Here is a 14,115-nt window from a genome sequence, read left to right as displayed (position 1 = left end):
ATGTTTACCAGGGAATTAGAGATCTGTCTCATGTCCGCACAACGCGAAGCAAAAAATCGCAGGCATGAATATTTATGTGTGGAGCATATTTTATATGTGTTGATTCATAATGATGTCGGTGCCGATATCATCAAGCAATGCGGCGGAAATATTCTCAATATCAAAAAAGATATTGAAGAATTTTTTGAACGGCATCTCAGTACTGTGAATCGGGAAGTGAACCCGCAACAGACACGAGCCGTTCAGCGGGTGCTTCATCTGGCTATCATGCACGTGAACAGTGCCGGCAAGACCTCCGCGGATGTGGGCGATGTGATTGTTGCCATTCACCGTGAATCACAATCGCATGCGTCCTATTTTCTCCAAAAAGAAGGCATCACCCGTTATGATCTGGTCAACTATATTTCTCATGGTGTGGCCAAGGTGGCCTCTGTTGAGGAAGAAAACTTCAACAACAAGGAAGACACAGACGATGACGCGGAAGAAGCACCGACCTCATCTCCCAAAAAAGAACATGATCCACTGAAACTGTACACTGTCAATCTTGCTCAACAGGCGAAAGAAAACCGGATTGATCCACTGATAGGCCGGGAGCATGAATTGGAACGAACCATCCAGATTTTATGCCGTCGACGGAAAAATAATCCGATTTATGTGGGTGATCCCGGCGTGGGAAAAACCGCGATTGCCGAAGGTCTGGCGTTAAAAATTCACCAGAGCCAGGTTCCGGAACTGCTGGCCCAATCGGAAATATTCACACTCGATATGGGCGCATTGCTGGCTGGCACCAAATTTCGTGGTGACTTTGAACAGCGCATCAAGGCGGTTTTGAAAGCCCTCGAAAAAAAGCCGCACTCGATTCTGTTTATTGATGAAATCCATACCATCATTGGCGCGGGTGCGACCAGTGGTGGTTCAATGGATGTCTCCAATCTGCTGAAGCCGGTTCTGGCCAAGGGCGAAATCCGTTGTATCGGGTCGACTACGCATGAGGAATATAAAAAAATCTTTGAAAAAGACAGAGCGCTTTCCCGACGTTTTCAGAAAATTGACATCCATGAACCGTCCATTCTGGAAACCATTCTGATTCTGCAAGGTCTGAAATCCCGCTATGAAGAGCACCATGCCCTGCGCTACACCCCGGGGGCGATTCATGCGGCTGTTGAGCTTTCCGCAAAATACATCAATGACCGTTTTCTTCCAGACAAGGCGATTGATGTGATTGATGAAGCCGGTGCCGCCATCAAACTCAAATCCAAGGCAAAACGTAAAACAGTGACCGCTCAGGATATTGAAAAGGTGGTGGCCAGCATTGCCAGAATCCCCATTCAGCGGGTCAATCTGGATGAACGTGAAAAACTGAGAGAACTGGAAACAGAACTGAAAGCTCATGTGTTTGGTCAGGATGAAGCCATTCAGATGGTGTCCCAAGCCATCAAACGATCCCGTGCCGGACTCCGTCAACCTGACAAGCCGATTGGCTCTTTTCTGTTCATGGGCCCAACTGGAGTTGGAAAAACAGAGTTGGCCAAACAACTGGCGTTTGTGATGGGCATCCATTTTGAGCGTTTTGACATGAGCGAATACATGGAAAAACATACGGTGGCCCGTTTGATCGGAGCGCCTCCGGGATATGTCGGTTATGATCAGGGTGGCTTGCTCACTGACGCGATCCGGAAATATCCGCATTGTGTGCTGTTGCTAGATGAAATTGAAAAGGCGCATCCTGATGTGTTCAATATCCTGTTGCAGGTCATGGATCATGCGACCCTGACAGACAGCAACGGACGTCAGGCGGATTTCCGCAATGTGATTCTGGTCATGTCTTCTAATGTGGGTGCCCGTGAAATGAACGCCGCCGCCATTGGTTTTGGCAGCAACATGCCTAAGGGACCATCACGGCAGGCCCTGGAAAAATCGTTCAGTCCTGAATTCCGCAATCGCCTGGATGGTATTATTTCCTTCCATGCGTTGTCTGAAATCATTGTGGAACAAATTGTAGACAAGTTCATCATTGCCATGGAACAACGGCTTCAGGACAAGAAGATTGTGATCACGCTGTCTGAAGAGGTAAGACTCTGGCTGGCAAAAAAAGGATATGACCCCGCATTGGGCGCCCGTCCGATGTATCGTTTGATTCAGAAAGAAATTGAGACAACACTTGCTGATGAAATACTGTTTGGCCAATTGCAGCACGGTGGTGAAGTACGGATTGTTCTGGAAAAGGATCAATTGGTGTTTCATTATATTTTACCGCAGACATAATCAATCACGCTTTTGTGAAGAAAACCCAAAAATCGCCACAGTAACCGTGGATAAAAAACTGGAAGTAGCCATGCGGTAACGCAATTGAATGGCTACTCCAGCCAACGACCTCTCCAACATTCCACTGCATTCTTCAAGCGTTCTTCAGATTCCAGCCTTCCCCTCAAGACCACTCATACATTCCATTGACGCGGTACTCATTCTAAATTTTTGAAATAATACATTTTATTGAATTATTTATTCCCTTTCACAACACCTTTCTTGTTCCTCAAATAAAACAATGTAGCCTGTAAAACAAATAATAGTACAAGTGTACTACTGTATGTTTTATATATGAACCACCAATCCTTACAGGCTCCCATGAAACGAATCATATCATGTTTGGGACTATGCTTTTTGTATCTGGGATTCTTCTCTTCGGCAACCTATTCCAAAGAATGCGGTGAGAACGAAATCATGCTGATGCGGGAAAAAGGGTTTTCAGTCCAGGAAATCAATAATGTCTGTACAAACAACGTTTCCTTGCCGACCAGTGATGACAACTCCGGGGACTCACAGGAATCTGTGGCGCAACCAGAGACTTTCACACCGAAAACTATTTCTGATCATGTTCCTGTCCGGGAATTGTCATCCAGTGACTGGCATTTCAAACTGGGTTTCAGTTCCATTTACACCATGGGACTTGGGCCGGAAATGGACGCTGTGATCGGGCAGATCGAAGGCTTTGCCGCTGGAAAAGAAGTGAATCTTGATATTTTGCATTACCACACAAGCCTCAAACTGTTTCCTGATGAAAAAATGGCCCGCACCGACACCGATTTTTTACCAACAGTGAACCTGGGTTTGAGCCACCAATGGGGACAGCACCAGATTGAACTGGATGTCGGAATCCTGGGTTTGATCTCACTCAATACCATCAATTTGAACACCAGAGCTATTATGCGTGAATCCACCTGTGACGGATCCTGTCCAATGGCTGACCTGGGTTTTGTCAATGCGGGAACAGGCGAAGGACTTTACCGGTTACGGGTTGTAATGAATGAGAACATCTGGATTTTAACACCATCCATTTATTACGACTACACGTTGAGCGAAGGAAGTTGGGGCAGGATGTTTGTTGGTGGTGGTGCAGGATTTCTGATTTTAACCCTGATTCAGGATCTGCAAATCCAGTTGGAACGGCAGGATTCAGTCCTGGAAAAACGAGCTATTGAGATTTCAGCATTTTCCTCGGCGATCAACCAACCGGGGCCGATCGGCAGGCTTTATGGCGGGATGCGGATGGGCGCTGTGGAAGTGCGTGCCGGTTTGAATTATGGCTGGGTTTCCCTGATTCGGGATGTGGATGGATCAGGAACCGTGTATCTGGGCAATGATCAACTGGATGTTACGTTTCCGTTGAGTTCAGTGAGTGTGGCAAAACGGCGTTTTGAATCTCAGGAAATCAATAAACTCGAAGTGATGGGGTTGTTTATCCATGCGGGAGTTGTCTTCTGATTTTTTTCAACCATTTTTCAAGAGTAATCCAATGCGATACGTCAATCCATTGCCTTATCTACTGACAGAATTGTGTGTCTGGATGCTATTGGGCTGTATGGCTGGAATCAGCTTCACTCACAATGCTTATGGACAAACTGAACCTGAGGAGTCCAGATCCATGTTTTACATGAGTGAATGGAAACTGGGTGCGGGATTTCATGCGATGAGCCAGTCAGGAAGTTGGATCAAGGGTGAAGAAGAAACACTCGGCAACGATATTTTTCGCAGAAATTCCTGTGGGTCCTCCAGTTCCTGTATGGAATCATGGAATGTCGACTCCTCACTCCAACCTACTCCGAAAGTGATGTCGCTGGTGTCGCTGGAATATGTCGCTGGAATCGCTCCTGAGCAGATGCCCCTGCTGAACAACATTTCCTCATTGAATGGCTTGCGCGGGTTACGGGCAGGAATACAAATTCAATACTACCCCGCCTATCACAGCAAGGACACGCTCTTCCAGGGCATGGTCCATTATCGCAATCAGGCTGAGGCTGAGGATTCCGGGATTTCCTATCAGGGCAAGATCACTCTTGAAGAAACCTTCCTGATGGTCGTGCCGGCCTTCAATCTGTATTATTTCCATGAAGCAGGCTGGTTTTCAGGGGACGTGATTCCCTATGCCGGTTTGGGAATGCGACTGGGTATTGCCAGCGGTAAACGGAAATGGTCGTTCAAGACTGACACCTATGTCGCTGAAGATGGAAAGACTTATAACTCACAGGCCAGTATTCAGGAAGTTTTTATCGATGCCATGTCCACGGGCACACAATTTTTGGGAGGGGCAGAGATGCCTCTTTCCGGTTCTCAGTGGTTGACTTTCGAAACAGGCTTCATTCAGCATGAAACCCCTGTGGTTTTTCAGCGAAAAGGTCTGTGGCGCGAAACCATTGACGGCATATCCTTCGGTCGAAGTCTTCAAAAAAACCGCACAAACAGCACATTTTCATCAACTGGAGCATTCTTCATGCTTACTTATGCGATAAGGGGACTATGAAACACATTTATCAATGGATAAGCATTATTTGGGTCGTGTTCTTGATTGTATCAGGATGTGATTCCGCGCAATCGCTCAAGAATATGGGTGAAAGTGTGGGACAAGGAGAAAATGTCACTGAACGGCAGGCTGATGATGGTTTGGTGGAAACACTTGTTCGGGAATTGGGTGCCCATGAAGTTGAAGTGTTGTTGAACAGTCCGTCAGATCCTGAAAATCCGGGATTGCCCATCGAACATATTCTGTATTTGCTGGACAATATTCCACAGGAAACACTGATTCATTTCCTGCAGAACACAGGCGCGGAAAAAACACTGAAACTGGTGTATTCCATCAAACGGTTGGGCTGTAACCGACCTACGGCGGAAAATCCCTATGGACGGTTTGATATTCCGTTCACCCACCGTTATACCGATTGTACCCTGGAAGATTATCCTTATCTGGACAAGGTTTCTGTCCTGATGAATCAGGTGAATGACGTTTCAAGTCTGATTTCTGTGGTGAATCAGGTTGGGCTGGATTCTGACTCAACCACTGCGAGAGTCACCGCCGTTTCCGATGAACAGTACCTCGAGAAAATCGCGTATCTGGTCGTTTATTCCGGACAACTGGAGAAGCTTGTTTCAGTGATCAACAATGCGCAGGATCCCCGTGATATTGTTTCCTTGGTGTCCTGGATTCAAGCCGTTGAAACCTCCTTGACTCAAACCAATAAAACAACCGGGAATGGGAACCAGTCGCTGGCAAATCTCACAGCCCTGATCAATCTGGTGGATCCTCCTGAAAAATTGCTGGTGCTGATCAACGGAAAAAGGATGTTGCTGGAAACTGATGATTTTGCACAAAGCCTGTATTTGTCACATCTTATTCCTGTGATCGAAGGTCCCTCCGCTGAAAACAGTCCGGGTGATTGTGAGGATTCAGCCGGAAAATGGCCGGAGACAATCGCCACGCTGATCAATAAAACACAAAACATCAAACAGATGGTCTATTTGCTCGATCAGATGAATTCCGGTTCGCTGGCGCATCTGATCAGTTTGGTTTGCCATATCAGTTCCGAATCATCAGACACAGAAGTGGACGCGGCACTGGGTATGCTGGCGGAATTGATTGAGAACACTGGCAGTATGGATAAACTGGCTGGCGTGCTACAGGCCGATCCGCTGAAGTTGTCCCGACTTCTGGGACTGTTGTCCGTGGACAATACCGAAGGCAAATCCTCGGTGAAATTATCCAGTCTCCTCTCTCAGGTGACCCGGATCCAGGATCTGGTGTATGTGGTGAATACCACTTATGCCACAGAGCAAATTGCCGGATTGATCCTGAAACTTGACGAAACTCAAATCAGTAAAGTCGCTGATTTGATCAACAACATGACAGGATCCGTGTCTCCGTTACAATATCTGTCTCCGGTTTATTATGACCAGCGGATGACCGCGACCGGATTAGGGAAACTGGTCAATTTGCTGGATTACACCATCAACGTGCAGACTTGCCAAAATCAGGGCTCAGAACTTTACAAACTGATTGCTGGTATTTCTGACATTGCGCGCAAGTTGGCCCCATTGATCAATGATGTCACCAATTCATTCCAACTGGCGGCCTTTTTGAACGGTATTCTGATAACGGATTCTGAAGCCAACGCCACCCTTGATGATTTACTGGTGTTGCTCAACTCCCTGAATTATGCGGACATGGCCAAACTGTCCGCTGTGATGAATCAACTGGGTGACGCTGAGAAACACACGCAGTGCGGTTTTTCGATTCCGTTCGCCAATGACCGGCATCAAATGGTGGTACGCCTGATGGCTCCTGCTTCGGGTGTCAATCAGGGGGCCGGCGCTAAAAACATCAGTACCTTGCTGAGTCAGTTGCCTGACAAGAATGCTGTGGGTGGCTTGATCACGATGTTGGGCAACTTTACCAGCAGCAAACAACAAAATAAACGCTGGATTTATAACAGCAGTATCCCTGTGATTTCAGGACGTGAAGCCTTGGTGCGGATCATTCAGCCGGTTGAAGGGGCGGGTGGAGTTTTGCTCAGTGCCGCTTCCAGCAATCCCTCGGGCAAAAATCTGCTCTTCCCGGGACTGGGGCCACAGTATCTGGCAAAGTCAGTATTGCCCTATCCGGCTGAGATCAGTAGCCTGGTCAGTTTGATCAACCAGTTTAATCTGGTGGATGTCCTGGCGCTGGCTGGATGTCAGGATCGTGTTGAAAATAGTGAAGTCAGTTTTCGCCAAGCCTGCTGTGCGATCGGGAAATGGTCCGATACCGCTCAATGCCGATGATTTCCAGGAACCGCTGGCGCAATATCGTCAACTTAAGGCTTAAGTTGATGACATTGCGCTTGCGGCGGTGGAGTTCATATGAAAAAGCCGTGCTTGAGTTCCTGATTGATCCAGTGGGTTGTTTTGGTCTGATTTCCCTCAAATAGACTTTCTTCGAGAGGCTGAAATGGCTGCAACGGAGTGATGTTCATCTGTTTATAAAGACGTTTGAGCAGATCCAGTTGATCCACCAGCGCTTCGGTTTGGATCATGGGAATTTGTGCAAGCGTATTCCATTCATTTATCAATTGCTGTAGTTGTTGCGGTGAAAGTTTATGCGGAGTGGCATTTTCCGCAATGATCTGGTTTTCAGATTTTAACAGATAGCGCTTCAGCACAGGAACCAGATTGTCCACCAACAGCGGTTTCTGAAGAAAATCATGGACCCCGAATTGACTGAATTGCTGTTGATACCGAGTCAGTTCATCACCTGAATAAACCACAATCGGAATCGCTTCCATTCCCGGAATAGTTCGAATTTTTTGTATGATTTCAACTCCTGTCATATCTGGCAGATGCATATCCAGCAAAATGAGATGCGGTTGTTTCAGTGTTGCAGGAGCAGAAACCAGATGATCCAGAAGATCCTGACCAGTAGTCATCAGATGAATATCCAGTTCCAGCGATTCGAATATCGCATGGATCAACTCCTGATTCATCAGATTGTCTTCCGCAACCAGAATCTGGTTTTCCTTGAGAAACGCTGGAAGGGTTTCACCTTCATGACTATCTGGAAGGGCATCCCGCCGAACAGGAATCTGGACTATGAATTCAGGTTCGTTTCCCATCCGGTCAGGAATAATGAAGTTGCCCCCCATCGCCTGCACCAGTTTAGCCACCTTCCTCAAGGCGGTCTGCTTCTGATCAGAATTGTGCGATCCGGTTTTCACAGGACCACTATTGGTTACGGTCACTCTTAACCGGAGCATTGTCTCGTGTGGTTCAATGACCAGTGAAACCATGCCTTCTGCGCTGTTCATCATGATCGCTTGGGAAGTTAATGTGATCAAAACATGAGACAGTTTGGCTCGATCAGCAAAAATATATCGGGGAAGGTCTTCTGAGGGTTCACAGAAAAATGGACTGTTGTTTATGGCCGCAAATTTTTTTTGAATGTAACAGACGTTCTGTAGCAATTGTTTTAAGTCGATCCGTTCTTCATGGAGTTCCATTGTTTCGGAATCCATCTGGATGAGATCAAAAAAATTATCCAGCACTTCATTCAGTGATTCGGATGCGTGTCCAATGTTATGGATAAATCGGGCATACTCCGGAGGATTTTGAAGTGAGTCCATACTTTTTGTCAGCATCTGGCTGAATCCCAGAATAGAATTCAGCGGATTTCTGATTTCATGGCCCATGCTGGCCAAATATCTGCGTTGGGAAAGACGAACTTCTTCTGCTTCCGCAATGGTTTGTTTCAATTCAACAAGTTGATCCTCCTGCCCCATGCATTTCAATACCAGATCAGACACATCAAAAATCTGGATGATTCCATAACATTGATTGGTGTTGTCAGCAGGGGGGCTTCCAACAGCCGTCAGCATCATTTTCTGAGGCATCATCTGGCCTGCGCACCGTGTGTCTTCAAGTGGAATAAACACGTTCGGCCATTCTGGAACCAACGACTGTGCGGCATGATTGTTCAGAATGTTTGAGATCCTCATCTGTAATTCTGTGGCAATCCTTGAATCGAGGATCTGTATGAGATGCGTGGGGTTTCCCAATGACGCGGGGAGTCTTGTCCGCAACCATTGGTTGACAAACATAATGGAAAGGTCGTGAGCAACCACCACAAGGCCTTCCTGTAGCAGATCAAATGCCTGAAAGACGTGATCCTTCCATTCAAAAATTGTTATCTGGCCGGGGGATGGGATGTTCATGACAAATACTCCGCTGTCCAATCATCACTATGAAGAATGTGTGCGGAAAATGTCACACGCATCCTGTCACAACAAGTTTTTTCTTGATTTTTATGGGACAAATAAGGTTCTGTATCTTCTCATTCATGCCTCAATGAATGGTGGTCAAAAACATGGATAGCATATCCCTCGCATTCTCTTCGCCTCTGTTTCAGGTATCATTTTGACAGCTTATTTCATCAGACGTTTGTTGCTGATTATTCCCACTTTCCTTGGAATCACGCTCCTTGTGTTTATCATCACCCGGTTTGTTCCAGGTGGCCCTGTCGAAAAAATTCTGGCAGAAGCACGCCAGATGAAAATGGGCCATGTCTCGCACGGATCCGCCAACACTCCAGCCCAGACATCGCCTTTGTCACCATCACAGATTGAGGAACTGAAAAAATTTTACGGATTCGACAAACCCGTGCTGGTCAGTTATTGGGAATGGTTGAAGAAAATTATGGTGCTCGACCTGGGCTATTCCACGCGCTACTATGATCCGGTGTGGGATATCATCCGGGATAAATTGCCTGTGTCCATTTATTACGGATTCGCCACCACGGTGCTGACGTATCTGATCTGCATCCCCCTCGGAATTTTCAAGGCCATCCGGCATAAAACCATGATGGACAGCGCAACATCCGTTGTCGTGCTGGTGGGGTATGCCCTTCCCGGATTCATTGTGGCCATCGTGTTGTTTGTCTGGCCGGCCGCACAATGGGACTGGTTTCCACTTGGCGGTTTCATGAGCAATGATTTTGAGGATCTCCCTTTCTGGAGTCAGGTGTGGGATCTACTGCATCATTCCATTTTACCGCTGATCGCTTATCTGGTCGGCAGTTTTGCGACCATGACGTTTCTGATGAAAAACACGCTGATGGACAATCTGGCCGCTGATTATGTACGCACAGCCCTGTCCAAAGGTTTGTCCTTCCGTCAGGCTGTGTTTCGTCATGCGTTTCGTAACAGCATCATTCCGCTGGCCACGCATTTTGGTAACAACATCACCCTGTTTCTGACAGGCTCTTTCCTGATTGAAAAAGTATTCAACATTGATGGTTTGGGACTGCTGGGATTTGACTCACTGGTTGAACGGGACTACCCGATTGTTCTGGGAGTGCTGGTCATTTCTTCCATTCTTGGATTGCTGGGTAATATCTTATCCGACCTGTGCGTGGCCCTGGTCGATCCTCGAGTTTCTTTTGAATAGGCAAAAGGAAAAAGGCACAAGGGAAAAGGGAAAAGGGAAAAGGGAAAAGGGAAAAGGGAAAAAGTACAGCAACGCATTGAATGAATATCTTCAACCTTTGACCTTTGACCTTTGACCTTTGACCTTCAACCTTTAACCTTTGACCTTCAACCTTTAACCTTCAACCTTCAACCTTCAACCTTTAACCTTTAACCTTCAACCTTTAACCTTTAACCTTTAACCTTTAACCTTTAACCTTTTAACCTTTGCCGCAGGCAAAAATGAACTGGAATCCCATCACCCTTAGACAGCTCAAACGATTCAGATCGATTCGACGCGGATATTACTCGCTGTGGATCTTTGGCATCATGATGTTTCTGGCATTCTCCGCGGAAATGTGGGTCAACAGCCGCGCGCTGATGGTGTATTATTCAGGACAATGGTATTTCCCGACTTATGGAGACATGATCCCGGGAACCGTGTTCGGACTGGATTATTCCTATGAAACCAACTATCGCGAATTGCAGAAGAAATTTGAGAAAGAAAAGGCTGGCAACTGGGTGCTTCTGCCAATAGCACCTTACAACGCATTCGAGACGGATCTGGATGCCACCCATTTCCCGCCGCATCCTCCTTCGCTGGAGGCACGGCATTATCTGGGAACAGACAGCATCGGACGGGATCTGCTGGCAAGGCTGGTCTATGGATTTCGGGTTTGCATTCTGTTTTCGCTCATGTTGCTGGTGATCAATTTTTCCATCGGCATCACCGTGGGTTGCCTCATGGGATACTGGGGCGGAGCGTTTGATCTGATTTTTCAGCGAGTGATCGAGATCTGGTCCTCGATTCCATTCTTGTATGTGATCATGATCATTTCCTCCATGGTTGTTCCCAACCTGACCATGCTGGTCCTGATATCCGTATTCTTCGGCTGGATGGGGCTTACCTGGTACATGCGCACCCTCACCTACAAGGAAAAAGCACGCACTTATGTGCTGGCGGCCAAAGCACTGGGGGCTGGAAATACTCGCATTATTTTAAAACATATCCTGCCCAACAGTCTGTCACTCATCATCACGTTTGTCCCGTTTTCCGTAGCTGGAGGGATTTCATCCTTGACAGCGTTGGATTATCTCGGTTTCGGCTTGCCGGCACCCACTCCAAGCTGGGGCGAATTGCTGCAGCAGGGAACCAATAATCTTCATGCCCCCTGGATCATCTCATCAACAGTCATCGCGCTGGTGGTTGTGCTCGTCACCATCACTTTCATCGGTGAAGCGGTCCGGGAAGCGTTTGATCCTAAAATGCACACCATTTTTGAATAGAAAGGAATTCATGAAACTGTGGACTCGTCGTCTGTTATCAAAGAGATGGTTTCCTGCCACAGGGGGGAATCCATGCCTCAACAATCCTTTCTGCTCCAGAAATATAATTTTCAGACTTTCTTCCATCCTGACAATTTTGTATATTTTTTATGAGATAATTCCTGATACTCGGAAAGGAGGATAGAATATGGGATATAAAGATAAGAGTGTGCTTTCCATTTTTTCAGGTTGCGGTGGAATGGATTTAGGTTTCGAAGGTGGATTTGAAGTTCTGAAGAAAAGTGTGAATCATCAATTACTCCATGATTTTGAAATATTTCATACCAGACCAAACTGGACAAAACTTCCAGACACTACATTTAGAACCGTTTTCTCAAACGACATTCGTCTGGGTGCGAAAGTCTTGTGGGAAAATCATTTTAGTAAATTAGGACTCGCTAAAAAAACATTTCACCTAGCGAGTATTGTGGATTTGGTAAAACATGCGAAACGAGGTCTATTTCGTTTTCCTGAAGACATAGACGTTGTAACAGGAGGATTCCCCTGTCAGGATTTCAGTGTCGCTGGAAAACGAAAAGGATTTAATTCTCACAAAAGTCACTTCGGCGAATTATTACATGAAATGGATGACCCCACCCTTGAAAACAGGGGAATGTTGTATATGTGGATGAGAGAAGTCATAGATTTAACCAGACCCAAGATGTTTATCGCTGAAAACGTCAAAGGATTAGTAAGTTTATCAGACGCTAGGGAAATTATTGAAAATGATTTCAAATCTATAGGTAATAATGGTTATTTGGTTGTCAATGCGAGAGTTTTAAATGCCGCTGAATTTGGTGTTCCGCAAAGTAGAGAAAGAGTCATTTTTTTCGGTTTCAGAAAAGATCTCTTGAAGCCCGAGGCGTTAGACGCATTAACGCAAAAGGAAGTGCCTGAAGAATATGATCCTTATCCTCAACCCACACATTCCCGGAACAAACAAAAAAAAATGCTATCTTTTGTTACGGTCAAAGACGCATTTTCCGGGCTATTGGAACCTGAAGAATCAAATGATCTCTCACAAAAAAAATATTCTAAAGCGAAGTGGTATGGCAAACATTGCCAGGGCCAGACAGAAGTAAATCTGAATGGTATAGGTCCCACAATACGATCAGAACATCATGGGAACATTGAATATCGAAGATTAAATATCGAGCATGGTGGTAAACATTTTGATGAATTGGAACAAGGACTAAAAGAAAGAAGGCTAACAATTCGTGAATGCGCCAGATTACAAACTTTTCCTGATGAGTATGAATTTATCATTCAAGGCAATAACGAGTTTCCTTCTGTTAGCGCCTCTGAAGCTTATAAATTGATTGGCAACGCCGTTCCGCCTTTCCTGGCGTATCACATTGCGAGAAGAATAGAAAAATTATGGTCTAAACTGTTTTATCAAGAGCAAAATAAAATATTTGACAATATTCTTTCTACAGAACCAGCACCTCTGCAACCATCGTTATTTGAGCTATGTTAATATGGCAAGAAATCAAACAGTATTTTCTGAACTGACAGTAGGGTTGGGAATAATCAATGGTGATTTTAACAAAGAATCCCTCATGAAAATAGCAAACGTGTCAAATTCTGACGCTAATACATTTTTAGAAGAAATGGCAAAAAGGATGCCTAACAAAAAGAAGTGGGAAGACGCTCTTGGACTATTTAAGGCCGGTCAAAAAATAGCGGAATGGATGAATAACCAGGGGTTCATCAATCTTAAAGTAGCCTGGATAGGAAATGAATCTATTGGTTCCGTTGAAAAAGCCTCAAAGGACCTGGAAATTATCAACGCAAATTGGCGGATATCGATAAAAGAAAACTCAAATATTTTGATAAACGGCTCTCCTGAAAGAGTTTTTATAAAAATACCTCTTGCGGAATTTGATAGAGTTCGAGGTCAAGATTGGTTTTTATATACCGCGACAAATGAATTGCAGGATTATTATCTAGCCTGTGATGGTAAAAATTTTACAGGTTGTGAAACTGTAGAGGAATATTACGGCATGACAAAATCGACAACGAAAAGAAAGTCATTTGGACAGCATGTCAAAATATTGCATGATACTGAAAATAAATTAGTTTTAGCCACATACAAAGCATTTTGCCAGAAAGTTAGCATAAAATCCGCTGAACTGTTCAACGGAAAAATCCTTGAGCTAAAAAATAGCAAAAACTATAGGAAAAAATTTGAGCTGATATTTCATGAATTTTTTCGAGTGAATGCAGTGAGATACATTTTAGCTGGAATTGATAAAGGAGAGCCATTTGCCATTATTTTGAATCCCAGTTCCGAATGGAGCAAAAGCTATGAGTTTCTTGATATTCAGGCGTTGCCCAAAGACGCTGGACAACCAGAAGTATTATTGCGATTTTTATTTAAAGATAAAATATCCAATGACCAATTTGAAATTGATATAAAAGTTGAAATCAGATGGTCACATGGAAAATTTTGTGGGAACCCGGAAAGCAAACTGTATAAACCATGGCGATATAAAGATCTTCGATGGAGTAATGAAATTATTCTTTAACT

Annotated in this window: 9 protein-coding genes; 8 read left to right on the top strand and 1 reads right to left on the bottom strand. The window is 45.2% G+C overall.

The window, feature by feature from the left end; genetic code table 11:
• The 4 genes from clpA (at nucleotide 1) to HQM11_09925 (ending at nucleotide 7,089) form a co-directional block, all read left to right on the top strand.
• Nucleotides 1-2,265, top strand: coding sequence for an ATP-dependent Clp protease ATP-binding subunit ClpA (clpA, locus tag HQM11_09940; protein ID MBF0351341.1), 2,265 nt, complete (start codon nucleotides 1-3; stop codon nucleotides 2,263-2,265).
• A gap of 360 nt (nucleotides 2,266-2,625) precedes the next feature.
• Nucleotides 2,626-3,762: a hypothetical protein gene (locus HQM11_09935; GenBank protein MBF0351340.1), complete on the top strand. Its 1,137-nt coding sequence runs from the start codon at nucleotides 2,626-2,628 to the stop codon at nucleotides 3,760-3,762.
• A 31-nt stretch (nucleotides 3,763-3,793) separates the two neighbouring features.
• Complete coding sequence (locus HQM11_09930; GenBank protein ID MBF0351339.1) at nucleotides 3,794-4,798, top strand: hypothetical protein; 1,005 nt, start codon at nucleotides 3,794-3,796, stop codon at nucleotides 4,796-4,798.
• On the top strand, nucleotides 4,795-7,089 hold the full coding sequence (locus HQM11_09925; GenBank protein MBF0351338.1) for a hypothetical protein: 2,295 nt from the start codon (nucleotides 4,795-4,797) through the stop codon (nucleotides 7,087-7,089). Before HQM11_09930 ends, HQM11_09925 begins: the two co-directional genes overlap by 4 nt.
• Before the next feature lie 74 nt (nucleotides 7,090-7,163).
• Here HQM11_09925 and HQM11_09920 read toward each other — a convergent pair whose 3' ends face one another.
• Nucleotides 7,164-9,011 carry a response regulator gene (locus HQM11_09920; GenBank protein MBF0351337.1) on the bottom strand — a complete coding sequence of 616 codons (1,848 nt, stop codon included), beginning with the start codon at nucleotides 9,009-9,011 and terminating at the stop codon, nucleotides 7,164-7,166.
• A gap of 202 nt (nucleotides 9,012-9,213) precedes the next feature.
• Here HQM11_09920 and HQM11_09915 point away from each other — a divergent pair, with 202 nt between their 5' ends.
• The 4 genes from HQM11_09915 (at nucleotide 9,214) to HQM11_09900 (ending at nucleotide 14,113) form a co-directional block, all read left to right on the top strand.
• Nucleotides 9,214-10,242, top strand: a complete 1,029-nt coding sequence (locus HQM11_09915; protein MBF0351336.1) for an ABC transporter permease subunit — start codon at nucleotides 9,214-9,216, stop codon at nucleotides 10,240-10,242.
• 260 nt (nucleotides 10,243-10,502) lie between these two features.
• A complete protein-coding gene (locus tag HQM11_09910; GenBank protein MBF0351335.1) occupies nucleotides 10,503-11,546 on the top strand; it encodes an ABC transporter permease subunit in 1,044 nt (347 codons plus the stop codon).
• 187 nt (nucleotides 11,547-11,733) lie between these two features.
• Nucleotides 11,734-13,062 carry a DNA (cytosine-5-)-methyltransferase gene (dcm, locus tag HQM11_09905; protein MBF0351334.1) on the top strand — a complete coding sequence of 443 codons (1,329 nt, stop codon included), beginning with the start codon at nucleotides 11,734-11,736 and terminating at the stop codon, nucleotides 13,060-13,062.
• A gap of 1 nt (nucleotide 13,063) precedes the next feature.
• Nucleotides 13,064-14,113, top strand: a complete 1,050-nt coding sequence (locus HQM11_09900; protein ID MBF0351333.1) for a hypothetical protein — start codon at nucleotides 13,064-13,066, stop codon at nucleotides 14,111-14,113.
• Nucleotides 14,114-14,115: the final 2 nt, after the last annotated feature.

The sequence above is a fragment of the SAR324 cluster bacterium genome (assembly GCA_015232315.1).
Taxonomy (GTDB): Bacteria; SAR324; SAR324; order SAR324; family NAC60-12; genus JADFZZ01.
Note: the sequence above shows the minus strand (reverse complement) of the source record. Positions and strands in the feature narration are given on the sequence as shown.